This window comes from Fredinandcohnia onubensis (genome assembly GCF_002734215.1).
In the GTDB taxonomy this organism is placed as follows: domain Bacteria; phylum Bacillota; class Bacilli; order Bacillales; family Bacillaceae_L; genus Ferdinandcohnia; species Ferdinandcohnia onubensis.
In genome coordinates this window covers 51,889-71,962 of record NZ_NSEB01000006.1, presented here as the reverse complement: position 1 = coordinate 71,962, position 20,074 = coordinate 51,889, and the positions used below count along the sequence as shown (strand labels likewise).

Here is a 20,074-nt window from a genome sequence, read left to right as displayed (position 1 = left end):
CTACTTGACATCGCAGTGAATTTGGAATATAGTTCAATTAAAATATTGCACGGTGAAGGAAAGTAGTACTTATCCCCGTTCATAAAAGCGAACCTAGGATGGTGAAAGCTAGGGTATGAACAGATAAGGAAGGCGTTCCAGAGTGTATCGCTTGAAAGAGGCAATAACTCATAGAGTTATTTGCAAATAGGGTGGAACCGCGGGTAAACTCTCGTCCCTATGTCTACAATTAGGCATAGAGGAGGGGAGTTTTTTATTTTTATAAAAGATTTATCGTAAAAACTAATTTATTTTTTTCGCAATTATTGTGGAGGTGCAAGATTAATGAATATTCAAGAAATGATATTAACCCTACAGAAGCATTGGTCGGATCAAGGTTGCATTCTGATGCAGGCTTATGACGTTGAAAAGGGTGCTGGAACAATGAGTCCCTACACATTCCTAAGAAGCCTTGGCCCAGAGCCGTGGAATGTGGCGTATGTTGAACCTTCAAGACGCCCAGTCGATGGCCGTTACGGAGAGAACCCAAACCGCTTATACCAACACCATCAATTTCAAGTGATCATGAAACCGTCACCTGATAATATTCAGGAATTATATCTAGATTCCTTACGTGCATTAGGAATTAATCCATTAGAACATGATATCCGCTTCGTTGAAGATAACTGGGAAGCCCCAACACTTGGAGCAGCAGGGCTTGGTTGGGAAGTTTGGCTTGATGGAATGGAAGTTACTCAATTTACATATTTCCAACAAGTTGGAGGTATTGAATGTAAGCCAGTATCTGTTGAGATTACATATGGAATTGAACGTTTAGCCTCATATATTCAAGATAAAGAGAATGTCTTTGATCTTGAATGGACAAAAGGATTTACAGTTCGAGATATTTTTCATCAGCCTGAATACGAACATTCAAAGTATACGTTTGAAACATCAGATACAGAAATGCTATTTAACTTATTTAGCATTTATGAAAAGGAAGCGCATCGTCAAATGGACGAAGGCCTCGTTCATCCAGCCTATGACTATGTCTTAAAATGTTCTCACACCTTTAACCAATTAGATGCAAGGGGAGCAATTTCAGTTACCGAAAGAACAGGATATATCGGCAGAGTTCGTAATTTAGCTCGTAAGGTAGCTAAAACGTTTTATGAAGAGCGGGAAAAATTAGGCTTCCCAATGCTGAAGGCAAAAGGAGACGATCGTAATGAGTAATCGAGATTTATTGATTGAAATTGGATTAGAGGAAATGCCAGCACGCTTTGTAACAGATTCTATGAATCAGCTTTCTGACAAGGTTACAAACTGGCTGCTTGAACATAATATTTCATTTGAGCAAGTAGAGAGTTTTTCTTCACCGAGAAGACTAGCGGTTCTTGTTCGGGACGTTGCCGACAAACAAAAGGATGTTGAACTAGAAGCAAAAGGACCAGCAAAAAAAATTGCCTTAGACCAAGATGGAAATTGGACAAAAGCTGCAATGGGGTTCACAAGAGGACAAGGTGCTTCTGTTGAGGATATCTTTTTTAAAGAAATAAATGGTGTGGAATATGCACATATCAATAAATTTATTAAAGGGAAAGACACGAAGGAAATCTTAGGTGAACTTGAGGATGTTATCGTACATCTTTCATTCCCTAAAAATATGCGTTGGGGCGATCAAGAGCTTCGCTATGTCCGTCCAATTAAATGGATTGTCGCTTTGTTTGGAGATCAAATTATACCAATCACGATTACGAATGTAACATCAGGAAATAAAACATGGGGACATCGTTTCTTAGGTCAAGAGGTTGAGATCACATCACCTAGAGACTTTGAAAAAGTACTTATGTCTCAATATGTGATTGCGGATTATCTTGAGCGTAAAGAAGCCATTACGAATCAAATCAAAATACTTGAAGAGGACAACAATTGGGAGATTCCAATGGACGAAGATTTACTGAATGAAGTAACGAATCTTGTTGAATATCCTACTGCCTTTTTCGGAAAATTTGAGGAAGAATTTTTGAATTTACCGGAAGAAGTGTTAATTACAAGTATGAGAGAGCACCAGCGCTATTTCCCTGTAAAGGACAAAAACGGGGCCCTACTACCTTATTTTGTTGCAGTTCGTAATGGTGATCATAACTATCTTGATAAAGTTGCTAGAGGGAATGAGAAGGTTTTACGAGCACGTTTATCTGATGCAGACTTCTTTTATAAAGAAGATCAAAAGTTAGAAATTGATAACTTAGTCCAAAAGCTTGATAAAATAATCTACCATGAAGAAATTGGTTCAATTGGCGATAAGGTTAGAAGAATTCAGCATATCACTAAGAAGGTGTCAGAACTTCTTAAAATTGATAGCCAAACACAGGAAAAAGCAAGCAGAGCAGCCGAAATATGCAAATTTGACCTTGTAACCAATATGGTGTATGAATTTCCTGAGCTTCAGGGGGTAATGGGAGAACGCTATGCACGAATAAGTGGAGAAGACGAGGCAGTGGCGGTAGCTATTAACGAGCATTACATGCCTAGACATGCTGACGATTCTAGTCCTGCTTCGACTATTGGCGCATTAGTTAGTTTAGCGGATAAATTGGATACCATAGTTGGATGTTTCTCAATCGGTATTATTCCAACAGGTTCACAAGATCCATATGCATTACGCCGTATGGCTTCTGGTGTCGTTCAAATATTACTTGATAAAGGTTGGAATATTGGCCTTGAAGAACTAATTGATGATGTATTAGATCTGTTTGTTGAGGCAAAAGTTGCGAAGCTTGAAAAACAAGAAATTAAGAAAGAACTTGTTCACTTTTTCAAATTACGAATCAAACATGAACTAAATACTAGAAACATCCGCTATGATATTATTGATGCGGTTCTTGGTACAAAGATTGGAAATGTTGGACTTATTATTAAAAAGGCGGAAATGCTTGAGAACAACAAGGACCACCAAGATTTTAAAACAACTATTGAGTCATTAGGTAGGGTTGTTAACATCGCCAAAAAAGGCGAAGAAGCTGAAATTAATCCAAGCCTTTTCCAATCTGAAGAGGAAAAGAATCTCTTTGAGAAGTTCACTGAAGTAAAACCAAAAGTAATGGAAAGTTTAAACAATCATGAAGTAGCAGAAGCTTTCCACTTATTAGCTTCATTGAGAGAGCTAATTGATCAATACTTCGAACATACAATGGTTATGGCAGATGATGCAGCAGTAAGGAAAAATCGACTTGCACAAATGGTGCAACTAGCTAACATTATTTATTTAATTGGGGACATGAACGCAATTATTGTAAAATAAAGTGAACATGAAAAACGTATGTACACGTTTATGACCGCGAAAAAGTAACGCTTGGGATAAACAATTAAAAACTAGGAGCAGAAGAATTAGCTCCTAGTCTTTTTCTATTTACTATACGTGATTACGCAATTAGTATATAATAATTAATAATTAGTATAACTCTTTTCAAACACTTTACATATTTAAAATAAATACTATAGATTTTAGGAATGGTGGTGAGTACAATAGAACTGAGTAAGCGGCAAGAACAAATCGTACAAATCGTAAAAGACAATGGGCCAATTACTGGTGAAGCTATTGCAGATCGTTTAAATTTGACTAGGGCAACTCTTCGACCGGACCTCGCTATATTAACTATGGCAGGATATCTTGAAGCCAGGCCACGTGTCGGCTATTTCTACACGGGTAAAACAGGTCAGCAATTACTTGCGGATAGGATAAATAAAATTAAAGTGATGGATTACCAATCCATCCCTGTTGTGATTAATGAGAGTATATCTGTCTATGATGCAATTGTGACAATGTTTTTAGAAGATGTCGGTACATTGTTTGTGGTGGATAAATCATCACTTCTTGTTGGAGTTTTATCACGAAAAGACTTACTGCGGGCAAGTCTTGGAAATCAGGATTTAAAATCTGTCCCCGTTACAATTATTATGACACGTATGCCAAATATTACGATGTGTGAAAAAGATGATCTTTTAATTGACGTGGCTCATAAATTGATTGAAAAACAAATTGATGCATTACCAATTGTTAAGCAATCGGAACGGGGTATAGAGGTAATTGGCAGAATCACTAAGACAAATATGACAAAAGCGTTCGTAGGACTTGCTGGTGATGAAATCCTTTAATGAGCATTTTGATCTTTTAAGTTAGGAGATGGAGAATTAAAATGAGTAATCGCGTTGTATATGTAGTATCAGATTCAGTTGGGGAAACAGCTGAATTAGTTGTTAAAGCGGCAGTTAGCCAATTTAACGGCTCCCATACAGAAATCAAACGAATTCCTTATGTAGAAGATACAGCTACATTAGCAGAGGTTGTCGCACTTGCCAAACTTAATAATGCAATTATTGCATTCACACTTGTAGTTCCTGAACTACGAGATTTTCTTGTGATCGAAGCTGCACGTGAAGGGGTAATTGTAAACGATATCCTTGGTCCATTAATCGAAAAAATGTCTGGCCTTTATGAAAGTAACCCAAGATTTGAAGCAGGTCTTGTACGAAAACTCGATGAGGATTATTTCAAAAAGATTGAGGCAATTGAATTTGCTGTTAAGTATGATGACGGTCGCGACCCAAGAGGAATTTTACGTGCAGATATTGTCTTAATCGGGGTTTCAAGAACGTCGAAAACGCCTTTATCTCAGTATCTCGCCCATAAGCGTTATAAAGTCGCAAACGTCCCAATCGTACCAGAAGTTGATCCACCGGAAGAGCTCTTTAAAGTATCACCGAATAAATGCTTTGGACTAAAAATCAGCCCAGAGAAGCTAAACCATATTAGACGTGAAAGATTAAAGTCATTAGGTTTAGATGACCAAGCGATCTATGCAAATATTAATCGTATTAAAGAAGAACTTGACCACTTTGAATCTCTCGTGAATAAAATTAATTGTGATGTAGTAGATGTATCAAATAAAGCGGTTGAAGAAACGGCCAATATTATTTTAAATAAAATCAGTAATCGTAAAACAAAATAATCATAAGACTACTTATACAGTAAAAAACATATCTCAAAAAAGATATGTTTTTTTATGGCGCTTGAAGGAATTTTATATTATAATAAAAAATTGTGATAAAAATACATATTTTTAGGTTTAGAGTTCGATTGGATAGAATAAACTATATATTGAAGGTTGTCAAGGATAAATTATGGAATAGGTGAATTAATTTTCGACATTTTTTTCTTGTTTCAATATTTCTCCTTCGATAAATGATAGAATATCTGTCCATAATTGCTCACCTAAAGATGGGACAATCACAGATTTTTGAACTTATTTGTAATCTTTATCTTGAAAAGAAGGATTCTTCGGAGTGATGTAGAATAGAGAAATATGACGAAAAAAAGAATAAAATATTTGTGGATGCGGATGCTTGTCCAGTTAAAGAAGAAATACTTAGCATAGCAGGTACATATAATATCAATGTTGTATTTGTAGCGTCGTATGCTCATGTTATGTCGACTCCAATGGGTGGTAAATGGGTGTACGTGGATGCTGAGAAAGAAGCAGCAGATCTCTATATTATGAATCATGCAATAAAAAAAGACATCGTCATTACCCAGGATACTGGCTTAGCGAGTATTTTAGTAAATAGAGGTGTAACTGTTATATCACCTCGTGGCAAAGAGTTTAAGGAAGAGGATATGGAACAAATCCTCCATTTTCGCTTTTTATCTGCAAAAGAAAGACGGAGTGGTTCATATTCAAAAGGACCAAAACCCTTTACTGACGAAGACAGACAACATTTTACTAAAATTTTTAAAAAAAGTTTGTCGAATCTTGCAGGATTTAAACTCTAAACATCGAATAATTTAGTACTTGGGGATGTTATACATGGGATATCGAATACCCGAAGAAACAATCGAAAAAATTCGTATTTCTGTTGACATTGTTGATGTTGTTAGTGAATATGTTCAATTGAAGAAGCAAGGTAGAAATTATTTTGGCTTATGCCCATTTCATGGTGAAAATACCCCTTCATTCTCTGTATCTCCCGATAAACAAATCTTTCATTGTTTTGGGTGTGGAGCAGGTGGAAATGTATTTTCTTTTTTAATGGACTTAGAAGGGTATTCCTTCGCGGAGGCGGCAATAAACCTCGCTAATAAAGTGAACATAGATTTGTCAGATTATGAACAGCCAACTGCTGTTTCTGATAAAAACAATGAAACATCAAAAATGCAAGAAGCACACGAATTATTAAAGAAATTCTATCATCACCTATTACTTAATACAAAAGAGGGTCAACCAGCGCTAGACTATTTAACCAATAGGGGCTTCACAAGAGAAATCATCGATAAGTTTGAAATTGGCTATGCCCTTGACTCGTGGGACTTTGCCACGAAATTTCTCCAGAAGAGAGGCTTTAGGCCTGAGTTGATGGAAAGGGCCGGACTGCTCGTAAAAAAGGAGGATACCGGAACATTCTTTGATAGATTTCGAAATCGCATCATGTTCCCGATATGGGATCACCAAGGTAAAACCATAGCATTTTCTGGCAGGGTGCTCGATAAGGGGCAAGAACCAAAATATTTAAACAGCCCCGAAACGATTATTTTTAATAAAAGCAAGACCCTTTATAATTTCCATCAAGCTAGACTTGCTATTCGAAAACACCAGCAAGTGGTTCTTTTTGAGGGATTTGCAGATGTCATTGCAGCAGATACAGCTGATGTTCCAAATTCAATTGGTACAATGGGTACATCCTTGACGGATGAACATGTAAAAATAATAAGACGGAATGTGGAATCTGTTGTTATCTGTTATGACTCTGACAATGCGGGCTTAGATGCCGCTTTACGAGCTTCTAGTATGCTAGGTGAAGCGGGTTGTTATGTAAGAGTAGCAACAATGCCAAATGGCATGGACCCTGATGACTACATTAGAAAATATGGCGCAGATAAGTTTAAAAATGATGTAATAGGGGCAAGTCTTACATTAATGGCATTTAAAATGCAGTACTTAAGAAAAGGAAAAAATCTTCAGGATGAAGGAGATCGCATCCGTTATATAGAAGATGTTATTAAAGAAATTTCCTCTTTAGAAAAGGCTGTAGAAAGGGACCATTATTTGCGCCAATTATCAAGTGAATTTTCAATATCACTTGATGCATTAAAAACCCAACAGCTTCAGTATTATAAATCTGAACGGAAAAAAAGGGATAATTTCTCTTCGAATAGAAATAATACGAAAGCGAAACCTACCGTATCAAAACATTTACTAAAAGCCTATCATAATGCAGAACGATATTTAATTGCTTATATGTTGCGTAGTCGGGATATTGCTGAGAAAATACAGGATCAGCTTCAAGCCGAATTTAATATCGAAGAGCATCGAGCGATTGTGACGTACCTATATGCATTTTATGAAGAAGGCTATGAACCAGATATCAGCACATTACTAACAAGGATTCATGATGAGAGTTTAAAAAGGATTGTCACCGATATTGCAATGATGTCCATTGAAGAGGAAGTAACGGAATCTGTTTTATCAGATTATGTGAAACAGGTGTTGAATCACAAAAAAATGTCAATGATAAAAGAAAAAGAATCTGAGCAACTAGAGGCTGAACGAAGTAAGGATTATTTGAAGGCTGCTACAATTGCAAATGAAATCATTCAAATGAAAAAAGCATTAATTTAACAAATAGGTTTTCTAACCTCTATGTCTTACAAGTTTGGAAGGAGGGGAACAAATGGCTGAAAAGTCTAAAGAAGTCGATACAGAGTTAACATTAGAGCAAGTTAAAGAAAAATTAACAGCACTAGGGAAAAAACGCGGTGTATTGACATATGAAGAAATCGCTGAGCGTATGTCTGGTTTTGAAGTTGAATCAGACCACCTTGATGAATATTATGAGTTCCTTGGAGAGCAGGGAATTGAATTATTAGGTGATAGCGGGGATCATGATGCTGATGATGACAATGAAGATGATCCAAATATTCAAGAACTATCCAAGGAAGAAGAATTTGATCTTAATGATCTAAGTGTTCCTCCAGGAGTAAAGATAAATGACCCGGTACGTATGTACCTAAAAGAAATTGGCCGTGTTGATTTACTTTCCGCTGATGATGAAATTCAACTTGCTGAACGAATTGAACAAGGTGATGAAGAGGCCAAACGTAGACTTGCTGAAGCCAATTTACGACTTGTAGTAAGTATTGCAAAGCGTTACGTTGGTCGCGGGATGTTGTTCCTAGATTTAATCCAAGAAGGTAATATGGGACTTATTAAAGCTGTTGAAAAATTTGATTATCGCAAAGGTTTCAAATTTAGTACGTATGCAACATGGTGGATACGTCAAGCCATCACACGTGCGATTGCAGACCAAGCTAGAACCATCCGTATTCCTGTTCATATGGTAGAAACAATTAATAAATTAATCCGTGTGCAACGTCAGCTACTCCAGGACCTGGGGCGCGAACCAACGCCTGAAGAAATTGGAGAAGATATGGATTTAACACCAGAAAAGGTAAGGGAAATCTTAAAGATTGCACAAGAACCTGTATCATTAGAAACACCAATTGGTGAAGAAGATGACTCACATCTTGGAGACTTTATCGAAGACCAAGACGCAACTTCTCCATCAGAGCATGCTGCATACGAGCTTTTAAAAGAACAACTGGAAGATGTTCTAGATACCTTAACAGATCGAGAAGAAAATGTATTACGTCTGCGCTTTGGATTGGATGATGGACGTACTCGTACTCTCGAAGAGGTTGGTAAAGTATTTGGTGTTACTCGTGAACGTATTCGACAAATTGAAGCAAAAGCCCTACGAAAGCTTCGTCACCCAAGCCGTAGTAAGAGATTAAAGGATTTCTTAGAATAAAGTGAAACTTCCATCTGTGATGGTTAGTTGAACCAATCGGGCTTTTACGGGCAGTTGATCCTCCAATTGTCCTTCTTCTTTTCTCTAAGTCCTGAATTGAGATCTTACTGCCCGTTAATGCGGGATAAATATTTTCATTTACATTCCGTAGTTTACTTCATACAATTGAAGTAAACTATTTTTTTTAGTTTTAGCCCCATTCGACAGGGGTCACAAAGACAATGCCACTCAAACATGGAGTTTTTGTCTTTGATTTTATTCAAACAAGGTGAGCGCTTTCATGAATCAAGACAGAAAAAAGATTATTATCAATGAAATCCTATATTGGCGTAAAAATAAATTATTGCCAGAAGCATATTGTAATTTCCTACTCTCGTTATATACAGAGGGAGAAGGAATTGAATCAACAAAAGAAACAACTTTAACTAAGAAAACACCATTTGTTTCGATCATCGGAATTGGTTTACTTTTACCAGTTTTATTACTTGTCACTTATTTTACTGAAATATCGCCTATATTGCAAATGGTATTAAACTTTATTTTTTTAATTATCTGCATTTTAGGCCTAATTACTCAAAGATCAAATCCACTTTTCGTTCATATTGGCTCAATTATTCTCGCCCTTTTTACCTTGCTTTTAACAGCGAATTTAAGTGAACTACTTTTTAAAGGACAGGCACTTTATTTAATAGGTATGATCTTATTGAATTGTATCAGTTGGATTTTAGTTGGAGTGTTTTTAAAGAAGAAGTATTTTTTGATAGCCGGCGTTCTCGTTAGTATAATTTCAGTAGTTACTTTATTGAAAATTTAAATTATTTGAAAATTCATCAATTCCCGATATAATGGATATGAAAACGTATACATCGGGAGGGGTATTATGAATTTCGATTTAACGACCGAGCAAAAATTGATTCAAAAAACAATTAGAGAGTTTTCCGAAGCAGAAGTTGCTCCAGGTGCTGAACAACGGGATAAAGACAAACGTTTCCCAAAGGAAATTTTTCAAAAGCTGGGAGAATTAGGGATGATGGGTCTGCCGTTTCCTGAAGAATATGGTGGAGCAGATTCTGATACAATTAGCTTTGCAATCGTGGTCGAAGAACTTAGCCGTGCCTGTGGATCTACCGGAATTACATACTCGGCACATATCTCACTTGGTGGTGCACCCCTTCATTTATTTGGAACAAAAGAACAAAAACTAAAATACTTAACACCTATTTGCACAGGAGAGTCCTTGGGAGCCTTTGGATTAACAGAACCCAATGCTGGTTCAGATGCAGGTGGGACCCAAACAGAAGCCATTGTTGAAAATAATCAATTCATCATTAATGGAAATAAATGCTTCATCACAAATGCTAGTTTCGCAAAACATCTAGCCCTCACAGCGATAACGGGCCGTCATGGGGCTAAAAAAGAAATTAGCGCAATTATAGTGCCAACTGATGCAGAAGGCTTTAAGGTTATTGATAATTATGAGAAAATGGGACTCAATGCTTCAAACACGACGGAATTAGTTTTAGAGGACGTTCATGTACCTGAAGAAAACCTGCTAGGAAAACGAGGAGAGGGCTTCAGACAGTTTCTAATAACGCTAGATGGCGGCAGAATTGGCATTGGAGCAATGGCAGTTGGAATTGCACAAGCAGCCTATGAAAAGGCCCTACATTATGCAAAAGAACGCAAACAATTTGGAAAGTCCCTTTCGAGCTTCCAGGCTATTCAATTTAAATTAGCAGATATGGCGATGAAGATTGAACTGGCACGGAATATGGTATACAAAGCTGCATGGTTGAAGGATCAAGGAAGAAGTTTCTCAAAAGAAGCTTCAATGGCAAAGCTTTATGCCTCTGAAATTTGTATGGAGGTGACAAATCAAGCTGTCCAGATACACGGTGGCTATGGTTATATGAAAGAATATCATGTTGAAAGATTTATGCGGGATGCAAAGCTTCTTGAAATCGGGGAGGGGACATCTGAAATTCAACGACTGGTCATTGCACGTTCAATTGGATGCTAAAATGAATATGTCTGATTAGCTCCTTGCCAATTGGTAAGGAGTTTTTATTATTTTTTATGACAAATTTGTGACGTTTTTGTGTAAAATAATTTTACAATATTATGTTAAATAAGTTCTTGTACAAATAGGTCTTTTACTTCTATCATTTTTCAAGTAAAATAGAGAGTGTTTGTATAGAATAATAATTATATCTATTTTTGATGTACATAAGGTAAGGGAGGTCAGAATAATGAAAAAGAATCCATTAATACCATTTGCCCTGATTGCAGTTTTCGGTATTGGACTTATGTTCCTTTTAGGCTTTGTTGGACTAGGTAACATGGATGAAATGGCAAACCAAGGTGAAGAGGCTCCAGAAACAGCAGCTGCTTCCCCAGAAGAAGTTGTCCAAGGAACATGTGCAGCATGCCATGGTCAAGATTTAGCAGGTCAAGGTACTGCGCCTGCATTAAAAGGTATTGATCTTTCCGTAGAAGAGATTCAGGATGTAATCACTAATGGTAGAGGTGCGATGCCAGGTGGCTTAGTTAAAGACCCTGCACAAGTACAAGAAATCGCAAATTGGTTAGTTGAACAAAAATAAATAATAAAAAAACCCTTTGCATAAATGTAAAGGGTTTTTTACTGCCCTCCCCTGTCAGATGGAAGTTTCTACTGACATCTTGTATAATAATAACTAAAAAAATGTGGTGTTATAATGAATGAAGAGAAGCTATCAAAGCGGCTTGAAACTGTCGTATCATACATACCAAAAGGGGCAATATTAGCAGACATCGGGTCTGACCACGCCTATCTTCCGTGCTATGCATACTTAAATGGGTTTATCTCTGGGGGGATAGCAGGAGAGGTAGCAGAGGGACCATTACAATCTGCAAAAAAACAAATCTCCAAAAGTGAGCTTGATTCCAAAATTGAAGCTCGTAAAGGGGACGGTCTGGAAGTCATTCAACCAAATGAAGTTACATGTATTACCATAGCAGGTATGGGTGGATCGCTTATCCGTTCCATTCTTGAAAATGGCAAAAACAAACTTCCTGGTGTACAAAGACTCATCCTGCAACCAAATATTGGTGCTTCAACAATTAGAGAATGGCTTATTGAAAACGATTGGGAGCTAATCGCTGAAGAAATCCTAGAGGAAGACAAAAAAATCTATGAAGTGTTAGTTGCCGAAAAAGGAAACCCACTTAAGCCTTATCAGGATAAGGAACAAGAACTTTTATTAGGACCATTCTTATTAAAAGAAAAAAATTCAGTTTTTGAAAAAAAATGGGCTCATGAACTGAAACATTGGGAAAAGATCTTATCAAAGCTTGAGACAGCAGGAGAAACACCCGAAAATCAGACACGAAAAGAAGAGCTCAAGCAAAAAATAAAAATAGTAAAGGAGGCATTTCAATGAGCAAAATACCTAACGGATTTGAAGTGATACAAGTATTTGAGCAATTTTCTCCAAAGCACTTAGCCGTCGAAGGTGATCGAGAAAGAATTGGCCTTCAAGTTGGTACATTAAACAAACCAATAAAAAAAATAATGGTTGTACTGGATGTATTAGAAAATGTGGTTGATGAAGCCATTTCAAATGATGTTGATTTGATTATTGCTCATCATCCTCCTATTTTTCGACCCTTAAAAACGGTTCAAACGGATACACCGTCTGGTAGAATCATTGAAAAATGTATTTTACATAACATTGCTATTTATGCAGCACATACAAATTTAGACGTGGCTGTCGGGGGCGTGAATGACTTACTTGCGGAAGCATTGGGGTTAACCAATATTAAATTGCTTGCACCAACCTACGAGGAAAAGTTAAAAAAACTAGCTGTTTATGTCCCTCGAGAGTCTGCTGATGAGGTAAGAGAAGCTTTAGGCTCGGCTGGTGCCGGTTATATCGGAAATTACAGTCATTGTACGTACAACACGCCTGGTACAGGAACATTCTTACCACATCAAGGGACAAATCCACATATAGGCGAAGTCGGTAAATTAGAAGTTGTGGATGAAATCAAAATTGAGACAGTTTTCCCGAGTGGCCTTCAAAAGAAGGTGATCACGGCTATGCTTAACGCGCATCCATATGAGGAGGTTGCTTTCGATATTTATCCCCTTGAAAATGAAGGTAATGTGCTTGGACTTGGACGTGTTGGTTATCTCGAACAGGAAATGACACTTGAACAATTCGCCTTGCATGTTAAAGATAAATTAGAAGTAGATGGACTTCGTGTCGTTGGTTCTCTTTCAGATAAAGTGAAGAAGGTTGCGGTGCTTGGAGGAGACGGAAATAAATATGTTTCACAGGCTAAAAGAGCTGGTGCAGATGTGTATGTAACTGGAGATATGTATTACCATGTTGCTCATGATGCAATGATGATGGGCCTTAATATTGTTGATCCAGGCCACAATGTTGAAAAAGTCATGAAAAAAGGGGTAGCTAATATCTTAACAGAGCGTTTCAAAGAAGAGAAGCTCGAGGTTACTGTGATTACTTCGGAACTAAATACAGACCCATTTCAATTCCTATGAAAAAAGGTACTCCAATTTTGCTGGAGTACCTTTTCTTTATTTAAGAACGCTTTTGATCGTTTATTTTTTAGCTACTTTTACCTTTGGTAACACTTTATAGAGTGGAACTTTTCGAGCTCGTTCCCATGTTTCCTCATTTTCAGGATCGAATTGCTCTAAAAAGTTAATGACCTCTTTTGTGATTGGCGTTGGAGTGGAAGCGCCAGCTGTTACGGCTACTTTCTCAACACCTTTTAGCCACTCAAGTTGAATATCACTTACGTCTGCAACACGATATGCTTTTGTACCTGCAATTTCTTCGGAAACTTGTGCGAGACGGTTTGAGTTATTGCTCTTCGGATCTCCAACTACGATTGTTAAGTCAGCCACAGTTGCTTGTTGGGCAACAGCTTCTTGTCGAACCTGTGTAGCTAAACATATTTCATTGTGGACTTCAGCGTGTGGAAACTTTTCCTTAACTTTTTCCATTACATGAAGAACGTCCCACTGACTCATTGTTGTTTGGTTGGTCACAACAAGCCTTTCATGATTTAGCTCTAGTTTTTCAACATCTTCAACCGTTTCAACAAGATGAACGAAATTAGGTGCTACACCTAATGCACCTTCTGGCTCTGGATGGCCCTTTTTACCAATATAAATAATGTGGTAGTCTTCAGCTGTTTTTTCCTTAATTAAATCATGTGTTCTAGTTACATCAGGGCAAGTTGCATCAAGTGTAACAAGACCACGTTTTTTTGCTAAACTTTTCACCTCTGGTGAAACGCCATGTGCTGTGAAAATAACGGTACCTTCTTTAACCTGATTTAAAATATCTAAACGGTTTGCTCCATCAAGCGTAATAATTCCTTCTTCTTCAAAGGCATCAGTTACGTGCTTATTGTGAACAATCATTCCTAGTATATATATAGGTCTTGGTAATGTTTTATCTAAAGCGGCATTTTTCGCAATTACCATCGCATCTACTACACCGTAGCAATATCCACGGGGAGCAATTTTGATTACTTCCATGCTCTTCACCTCCTCAGTCAATAAATCGGATAGCTCATACCTATTGGTACTCTCGTAATCTCGTATTTATTATATCTGAGTATGAAGGATAATACAAAGTCTTTTAAATGTAAAGCTTTGGAACGGATTTACCGGTACCACTTGCTTTTGGTTTTTCTTCTTTATTTTCAAACTCTTCACTGTCTGAAGTCACATCCGATAGTGAAATAGTCTCATTCTCTTCTTCCTGTTCATTCCCTGCATTTTTAATCGCACTATACATCCTAACCATTGCGGGGATGTTTTTCATTAATGGCCCATATTGTTGAACCATTGGAACAACAGATTCAGCCATTTTTAACGTTTTTTGTACATTTCCCATCATCGCACTAAGATTAGAGGGGTTTGCTAAACTTTGAAGGGTGCCAGCGTTTATTCCTTGTGAAGGATTAAAGAGACCAGGCATACCTCCCATTCCTTGCATGGGATTCGACTTTCCCATTCCAGGGATTAATTTTTTCAAAAGGCCACCTAATCCGGATCTTCCTTGTCCTTGCATGCCTTGCATACCACCGTACATTCCTGGTGGTCGAAACCCATATTGCTGTGGAAACATGGATGGTGGCCTCATTTGTCTCATTGCTCTCATTTGATTCATTGGTTGTCGTGGATAAAACATTTACTTCTCCTCCTTTCAGATTACCTAAGTTAAGTAGAAGAATGAATCGGGTGATAATACCTTATTTTTAGGATATGCGGTGGGTGAATTAAATGTTTTACCTATTACTTCAAATGGGCGCAATTGGTATTTTGACAAGCTTTCCTATATAATAAATTGTTAGGTTATGAGAAAACATATAATAAAACCCAAACCTTGCAAAACAAATTCATATTTATATAAATGAGGGATCGTAATGACAGTAAAAGATTTTGAACGTTTTCAATTTCAGCCATTTATACTTGAAGCATTAAAAGAGATTAAATTTACAAAGCCGACCGAAATTCAAGAACGGTTAATACCGAGCATTCAGCGGGGCGAAAGTGCGATTGGGCAATCACAAACAGGTACAGGAAAAACCCATGCGTACATACTGCCAATTATTAATAAAATTGATTCTGCAAAACAGGAGGTACAGGCAGTTATTACTGCACCTACCCGTGAGCTTGCAACGCAAATACATCATGAAATAGGAAAAATCATTAAATTTAGTGGAGAGAATCCAATTACAGCAAAATTGTTTGTAGGTGGGACGGATAAAGCACGTGCCATTGAAAAACTAAAAACACAACCACATATTGTTGTTGGAACCCCTGGAAGGATTCACGATTTAATTAAAGAACAAGCTCTTCAAGTTTACACAGCGAGTCAAATCGTGGTCGATGAAGCTGATTTAATGCTTGATATGGGCTTCATCGAAGACGTCGACCAAATTGCAGCGAGAATGACCGAAGATCTACAAATTTTAGTGTTTTCAGCAACCATACCTGAGAAATTAAAGCCATTTCTAAAAAAATATATGGAAAACCCTAGATACACTCATGTTGCACCTGAACAGGCTACTGCCGCTAAAGTAGAACATATTCTTGTACCATCACGACATCGAAATAAGCTTAACCTTCTGAAATCTATGTTAGAGGTTTATAATCCATATTTAGCGATTATTTTTACCAATACGAAAAAAATGGCTGACGAAGTAGCGGATGGCTTAATCGCAAAAGGGATGAAGGTAGGGCGACTCCACGGAGACCTCCCACCAAGAGAACGTAAAAAGGTCATGAAGCAAATTAATTCATTAGAGTTCCAATACGTAGTGGCAACGGATTTAGCCGCAAGAGGTATTGACATTGAAGGTGTGAGCCATGTCATTAATTATGAACTACCTAGTGATCTTGATTTTTACATTCACAGGGTAGGTCGAACGGCAAGGGCGGGCTATTCAGGAATTGCAGCTACGATTTATGAGCCAGCGGATGAAGATGCAATTATAAGACTTGAAAAAATGGGAGTTACTTTTGTAAATAAGGACCTTGAAAATGAAGAATGGGTCAATATTGGCGAAAGAAACAAACGAAAGGCTAGAAAAAAGCAAGTTGATGAAATTGATAAACTTGCACAAAGTCAGGTGAAAAAGCCTAAGAAGGTGAAACCAGGCTATAAGAAAAAGATGAATCAAGAAATGGAAAAAATTAAAAAGCGCCAAAAACGTTTAAAGAGAAAATAAGCATGATCTATGGTAATATACTTTTATGAATTTGTAGGGAGATAGGAGAGGTATAGCATGCTAAAACTTGGCTCACATGTATCAATGAGTGGAAAAAAAATGCTTCTAGCAGCAAGTGAAGAAGCCGTATCATATGGTGCAAATACATTTATGATTTATACAGGAGCACCCCAAAACACAAGACGAAAAAAAATTGAGGATTTAAATATAGAAGCTGGACATGCTCATATGAAGGAAAATGGGATTGATGAGATTGTTGTTCATGCTCCATATATCATCAATATCGGTAATACTTCAAACCCTGCAACATATGAACTAGGTGTAAACTTTTTACGTTCTGAAATTGAAAGAACAGAGGCACTTGGTGCCAATCAAATTGTACTTCATCCTGGTGCACATGTTGGAGCAGGTGCTGAAGCGGGAATAAAGCAGATAATTGCGGGTTTAAATGAGGTACTGACAAAGGAACACAAAGTACAGATCGCGTTAGAAACAATGGCCGGTAAAGGATCTGAATGTGGAAGGTCATTTGAAGAAATTGCCCAAATTATTGATGGAGTAACACATAATGAAAAGCTATCTGTCTGTTTTGACACTTGTCATACTCACGATGCAGGCTATGATATTGTGAATGATTTTGATGGAGTCTTAGAACAATTCGATAAGTTAGTGGGTCTAGATCGAATCAAAGTCCTCCATATTAATGATAGCAAAAATGATAAAGGGGCAAGAAAAGACCGTCACGAAAATATTGGTTTTGGTAAAATTGGATTTAATGCAATCAATTATATTGTTCATCATCCATCCCTAGAAAATGTCTCTAAAATCCTTGAAACACCTTATGTAGGTGAGGACAAAAACAGTAAAAAGGCTCCATATAAGTACGAAATTGAAATGATCCGATCAAAATCATTTGATGAGGGTTTACTCGAGAAAATAATCAATCAGTAAATAAAAAAGCTGTCCATGGACAGCTTTTTTTTAACTTGTAAATTTGATAAACAATTGGTTGAGTTTTCTTGCAACCTCAGGACTTGTAACACGGGCAATTTCCCTTAATAACTGATTTTTTTCTTCTGGATTAAAGATATTAATATTCTTGTTTTTTTGGATTAATTTTAATACATTTGTTGCTTGTTCCTTGGATACATATATATCATATTGTTTCCCGTATTTCATTAAGTCATCAGGTGTTAACGTTTTTAATTTTTGATTAATGATTTGTTGATAAATGTTCATTGTTATCATCTTCACCTTCCTCTCGTTAGTCTATTTCATAACGAAAAGGTGTGTGCATAAATCTTTTTTGAACATCAATTTCTTTACTTTATAAAATTCATCCTGTATACTTCATAAAGTATAAATCGTAATGATTCTTAATAAGAGCAAAAATTAACGATAGATAAGGTGATAACTTGACACATCCAAATTCGGTATTAAAGATAAAGGATCTTTCTTTTCGATATGAGGAACAAACCGTCTTAGAAAACATTAATCTAGTTGTCCCTAAAGGATCTTTCTTAGCTATTGTAGGTCCTAATGGATCTGGTAAAACCACCCTGTTAAAAAGCATCCTTAGACTAGTTAAACTTCAAGAAGGGTCAATTGAATTATTTGGCACACCCATTTCAAAATTTAAAGATTGGCCAAAAATAGGTTTTGTTTCTCAAAAAGCAAATAGCTTTAACTCAGGCTTTCCGGCCACGGTATTTGAGGTTGTCTCAAGCGGCCTTACCGCAAAGCTTGGATTGTTTCATTTTTTCAAACAAGAACACAAGAAAAAAGTCATGGATGCACTTCAAGCAGTTGGAATGGAAAAGTTTTTATATCGGAACATTGGGGAGCTTTCTGGAGGACAACAACAGCGCGTTTTTATCGCAAGGTCGCTTGTCAGTGAACCAGACCTTCTTATCCTTGATGAACCGACTGTTGGGGTGGATGCCCAAACTGTTCAAACTTTTTACAATATGCTTGAGGACATAAATAAAAACAAGGGAATTACATTGATATTAGTTACCCATGATGTAGGGACAGTATCCGAAAAAGTATCACATGTTGCATGTTTAAATAAGCACCTTCATTTCCATGGAAGTGCTGATGAGTTTGAACATGTTCAAGATCAGGATTTATCCCAGTTTTATGGACATTCACTTCAAGTAATTACCCATGAACATAGCCATGGAAGGTGAAACGATGCTTTCAGATATTTTTCAATATGAATTTTTACAAAATGCATTCCTTAGTGGATTGCTAATTGGATTTATTGCACCGTTACTCGGTGTTTTTATAGTGGTAAGACGACTGTCACTCATTGCGGATGCTTTAAGTCATGTGACGTTAGCAGGGATTGCTGCGAGCCTTTTACTTGAAAAGAAGCTTGGGCTAGCGGGGCCAATTAATCCCATTTACATGGGAATGACCTTCTCAGTCGTTGGTTCTCTATTTATTGAACGTTTAAGAACAGTTTATAAGCATTATCAGGAACTTGCAATTCCCATTATTTTATCCAGTGGAATTGGTTTAGGCGTTATTTTTATTTCACTCGCAGACGGCTTTAACACAGATTTATTCAATTATTTGTTCGGTAGTGTAAGTGCGATTAGCCGGTTAGATTTATGGACCATTCTTGCAATTTCTGTGCTTGTAATTGTTATTGTTACTTTTCTATATAAGGAATTATTTTTATTATCGTTTGATGAAGAGCATGCAGCTGTTTCAGGGATTAATGCAAAAACAATTCATTTTATCTTTATTGTTACAGTCGCATTAGTCATTGCTGCATCAATGAGAATAGTTGGGATTTTATTAGTCTCATCTTTAATGACATTGCCTGTTGCGGCAGCCATTCGAATTGCAAAGGGTTTTAAACAAACGATCATCCTTTCGGTTGTATTTGGAGAGTTAGCCGTCATTTTGGGATTAGTGCTTTCATACTATCTGGATTTAGCTCCAGGGGGAACCATCGTTGTACTTGCAATCATTATTCTTTTAGGCGCAATCAGTTGGAAAAAAAGGTGGAAAGGAAGAACAACATGAATGTTTCTGAAGCGATGCAGTTAATGAAGGATAAAGGGTTTAAACATACAGGGAAAAGACAGGAAATGCTTGAACTCTTTTCCGTATCTGATAAGTATTTAACAGCTAAGGATGTTTTGGACGATTTAAAGGAAAACATTCCTGGACTAAGTTTTGATACCATTTATAGAAATCTTTCATTATTTGTGGAGCTTGGTATATTGGAAATGACGGAGCTTTCAGGTGAGAAGCATTTTCGGTTTACTTGTGGTGGAAGTCACCATCATCATCATTTTATTTGTTTGGAATGTGGGAAAACTAAGGAAATTGAATCATGTCCTATGGATAAAATGAACGATAATTTAGCTGGTTATGATATAACAGGTCACAAATTTGAAATTTATGGTTCATGTCCAGAATGTAGAATCTAACTTTATTCTGCTCTATTGGTATTACA

General features: G+C 37.0%; 20 protein-coding genes. 17 read left to right on the top strand and 3 right to left on the bottom strand.

What is annotated here, in order from left to right; all coding sequences use genetic code 11:
- Positions 1–324: 324 nt before the first annotated feature.
- From glyQ to CKK03_RS07180, 12 genes are all read left to right on the top strand, one after another.
- The gene (glyQ, locus tag CKK03_RS07235; RefSeq protein WP_099352233.1) at positions 325–1,215 is read left to right on the top strand and encodes a glycine--tRNA ligase subunit alpha; all 891 of its coding nucleotides are present in this window, start codon (positions 325–327) and stop codon (positions 1,213–1,215) included.
- On the top strand, positions 1,208–3,286 hold the full coding sequence (glyS, locus tag CKK03_RS07230) for a glycine--tRNA ligase subunit beta (protein ID WP_099361948.1): 2,079 nt from the start codon (positions 1,208–1,210) through the stop codon (positions 3,284–3,286). Before glyQ ends, glyS begins: the two co-directional genes overlap by 8 nt.
- A 209-nt stretch (positions 3,287–3,495) precedes the next feature.
- Positions 3,496–4,140 (top strand): transcriptional regulator CcpN, encoded by a 645-nt coding sequence (gene ccpN, locus CKK03_RS07225; RefSeq protein WP_281254481.1) that lies wholly within the window; start codon positions 3,496–3,498, stop codon positions 4,138–4,140.
- 41 nt (positions 4,141–4,181) lie between these two features.
- A complete protein-coding gene (locus CKK03_RS07220; RefSeq protein WP_099361947.1) occupies positions 4,182–4,994 on the top strand; it encodes a pyruvate, water dikinase regulatory protein in 813 nt (270 codons plus the stop codon).
- Between the two features lie 380 nt (positions 4,995–5,374).
- On the top strand, positions 5,375–5,815 hold the full coding sequence (locus CKK03_RS07215) for a YaiI/YqxD family protein (RefSeq protein ID WP_099361946.1): 441 nt from the start codon (positions 5,375–5,377) through the stop codon (positions 5,813–5,815).
- Positions 5,816–5,849: 34 nt separating this feature from the next.
- A complete protein-coding gene (gene dnaG / locus CKK03_RS07210) occupies positions 5,850–7,658 on the top strand; it encodes a DNA primase (RefSeq protein ID WP_099361945.1) in 1,809 nt (602 codons plus the stop codon).
- 52 nt (positions 7,659–7,710) lie between these two features.
- Positions 7,711–8,847 carry an RNA polymerase sigma factor RpoD gene (rpoD, locus tag CKK03_RS07205; protein WP_099352239.1) on the top strand — a complete coding sequence of 379 codons (1,137 nt, stop codon included), beginning with the start codon at positions 7,711–7,713 and terminating at the stop codon, positions 8,845–8,847.
- Positions 8,848–9,127: 280 nt separating this feature from the next.
- Positions 9,128–9,661, top strand: a complete 534-nt coding sequence (locus CKK03_RS07200; RefSeq protein ID WP_099361944.1) for a hypothetical protein — start codon at positions 9,128–9,130, stop codon at positions 9,659–9,661.
- Between the two features lie 66 nt (positions 9,662–9,727).
- Complete coding sequence (locus CKK03_RS07195; protein ID WP_099361943.1) at positions 9,728–10,867, top strand: acyl-CoA dehydrogenase family protein; 1,140 nt, start codon at positions 9,728–9,730, stop codon at positions 10,865–10,867.
- A gap of 229 nt (positions 10,868–11,096) precedes the next feature.
- A complete protein-coding gene (gene cccA, locus CKK03_RS07190) occupies positions 11,097–11,450 on the top strand; it encodes a cytochrome c550 (RefSeq protein WP_099361942.1) in 354 nt (117 codons plus the stop codon).
- A gap of 114 nt (positions 11,451–11,564) precedes the next feature.
- Complete coding sequence (locus CKK03_RS07185; protein WP_099361941.1) at positions 11,565–12,269, top strand: tRNA (adenine(22)-N(1))-methyltransferase; 705 nt, start codon at positions 11,565–11,567, stop codon at positions 12,267–12,269.
- Entirely contained in the window at positions 12,266–13,393 is a 1,128-nt protein-coding gene (locus tag CKK03_RS07180) for a Nif3-like dinuclear metal center hexameric protein (RefSeq protein WP_099361940.1), read from the top strand. Before CKK03_RS07185 ends, CKK03_RS07180 begins: the two co-directional genes overlap by 4 nt.
- A 60-nt stretch (positions 13,394–13,453) precedes the next feature.
- Here CKK03_RS07180 and CKK03_RS07175 read toward each other — a convergent pair whose 3' ends face one another.
- Together CKK03_RS07175 and vrrA are read right to left on the bottom strand one after the other, a co-directional pair.
- The gene (locus CKK03_RS07175; protein ID WP_099361939.1) at positions 13,454–14,401 is read right to left on the bottom strand and encodes a 4-hydroxy-3-methylbut-2-enyl diphosphate reductase; all 948 of its coding nucleotides are present in this window, start codon (positions 14,399–14,401) and stop codon (positions 13,454–13,456) included.
- A 103-nt stretch (positions 14,402–14,504) separates the two neighbouring features.
- Entirely contained in the window at positions 14,505–15,059 is a 555-nt protein-coding gene (gene vrrA / locus CKK03_RS07170; RefSeq protein WP_099361938.1) for a VrrA/YqfQ family protein, read from the bottom strand.
- Between the two features lie 235 nt (positions 15,060–15,294).
- On the opposite strand from vrrA, the gene CKK03_RS07165 reads away from it, so the two are divergent.
- Both CKK03_RS07165 and CKK03_RS07160 read left to right on the top strand, forming a co-directional pair.
- Positions 15,295–16,602: a DEAD/DEAH box helicase gene (locus CKK03_RS07165; protein ID WP_099361937.1), complete on the top strand. Its 1,308-nt coding sequence runs from the start codon at positions 15,295–15,297 to the stop codon at positions 16,600–16,602.
- Between the two features lie 57 nt (positions 16,603–16,659).
- Positions 16,660–17,553 (top strand): deoxyribonuclease IV, encoded by an 894-nt coding sequence (locus CKK03_RS07160; RefSeq protein ID WP_099361936.1) that lies wholly within the window; start codon positions 16,660–16,662, stop codon positions 17,551–17,553.
- Positions 17,554–17,583: 30 nt separating this feature from the next.
- Here the strand turns inward: CKK03_RS07160 and CKK03_RS07155 are convergent, their stop codons facing one another.
- Complete coding sequence (locus CKK03_RS07155; RefSeq protein ID WP_245864055.1) at positions 17,584–17,850, bottom strand: DUF2624 domain-containing protein; 267 nt, start codon at positions 17,848–17,850, stop codon at positions 17,584–17,586.
- Positions 17,851–18,017: 167 nt separating this feature from the next.
- On the opposite strand from CKK03_RS07155, the gene CKK03_RS07150 reads away from it, so the two are divergent.
- The 3 genes from CKK03_RS07150 to zur are packed head-to-tail and all read left to right on the top strand — an operon-like array spanning position 18,018 to position 20,048.
- Complete coding sequence (locus CKK03_RS07150; RefSeq protein WP_099361935.1) at positions 18,018–18,791, top strand: metal ABC transporter ATP-binding protein; 774 nt, start codon at positions 18,018–18,020, stop codon at positions 18,789–18,791.
- Between the two features lie 4 nt (positions 18,792–18,795).
- The gene (locus tag CKK03_RS07145) at positions 18,796–19,638 is read left to right on the top strand and encodes a metal ABC transporter permease (RefSeq protein ID WP_099361934.1); all 843 of its coding nucleotides are present in this window, start codon (positions 18,796–18,798) and stop codon (positions 19,636–19,638) included.
- Entirely contained in the window at positions 19,635–20,048 is a 414-nt protein-coding gene (gene zur, locus CKK03_RS07140) for a zinc uptake transcriptional repressor Zur (RefSeq protein ID WP_099361933.1), read from the top strand. The genes CKK03_RS07145 and zur overlap by 4 nt, the downstream gene beginning before the upstream one ends.
- Positions 20,049–20,074: the final 26 nt, after the last annotated feature.

Coding starts and splice junctions, on each gene's coding strand:
- CKK03_RS07155 (WP_245864055.1), bottom strand. CDS start 17,850: ATGATAACAATGAACATTTATCAACAAATCATTAATCAAAAATTAAAA.
- glyQ (WP_099352233.1), top strand. CDS start 325: ATGAATATTCAAGAAATGATATTAACCCTACAGAAGCATTGGTCGGAT.
- CKK03_RS07195 (WP_099361943.1), top strand. CDS start 9,728: ATGAATTTCGATTTAACGACCGAGCAAAAATTGATTCAAAAAACAATT.
- CKK03_RS07160 (WP_099361936.1), top strand. CDS start 16,660: ATGCTAAAACTTGGCTCACATGTATCAATGAGTGGAAAAAAAATGCTT.
- glyS (WP_099361948.1), top strand. CDS start 1,208: ATGAGTAATCGAGATTTATTGATTGAAATTGGATTAGAGGAAATGCCA.
- CKK03_RS07165 (WP_099361937.1), top strand. CDS start 15,295: ATGACAGTAAAAGATTTTGAACGTTTTCAATTTCAGCCATTTATACTT.
- vrrA (WP_099361938.1), bottom strand. CDS start 15,059: ATGTTTTATCCACGACAACCAATGAATCAAATGAGAGCAATGAGACAA.
- CKK03_RS07220 (WP_099361947.1), top strand. CDS start 4,182: ATGAGTAATCGCGTTGTATATGTAGTATCAGATTCAGTTGGGGAAACA.
- CKK03_RS07145 (WP_099361934.1), top strand. CDS start 18,796: ATGCTTTCAGATATTTTTCAATATGAATTTTTACAAAATGCATTCCTT.
- CKK03_RS07200 (WP_099361944.1), top strand. CDS start 9,128: ATGAATCAAGACAGAAAAAAGATTATTATCAATGAAATCCTATATTGG.
- ccpN (WP_281254481.1), top strand. CDS start 3,496: ATGGTGGTGAGTACAATAGAACTGAGTAAGCGGCAAGAACAAATCGTA.
- rpoD (WP_099352239.1), top strand. CDS start 7,711: ATGGCTGAAAAGTCTAAAGAAGTCGATACAGAGTTAACATTAGAGCAA.
- CKK03_RS07180 (WP_099361940.1), top strand. CDS start 12,266: ATGAGCAAAATACCTAACGGATTTGAAGTGATACAAGTATTTGAGCAA.
- CKK03_RS07175 (WP_099361939.1), bottom strand. CDS start 14,401: ATGGAAGTAATCAAAATTGCTCCCCGTGGATATTGCTACGGTGTAGTA.
- zur (WP_099361933.1), top strand. CDS start 19,635: ATGAATGTTTCTGAAGCGATGCAGTTAATGAAGGATAAAGGGTTTAAA.
- CKK03_RS07185 (WP_099361941.1), top strand. CDS start 11,565: ATGAATGAAGAGAAGCTATCAAAGCGGCTTGAAACTGTCGTATCATAC.
- cccA (WP_099361942.1), top strand. CDS start 11,097: ATGAAAAAGAATCCATTAATACCATTTGCCCTGATTGCAGTTTTCGGT.
- dnaG (WP_099361945.1), top strand. CDS start 5,850: ATGGGATATCGAATACCCGAAGAAACAATCGAAAAAATTCGTATTTCT.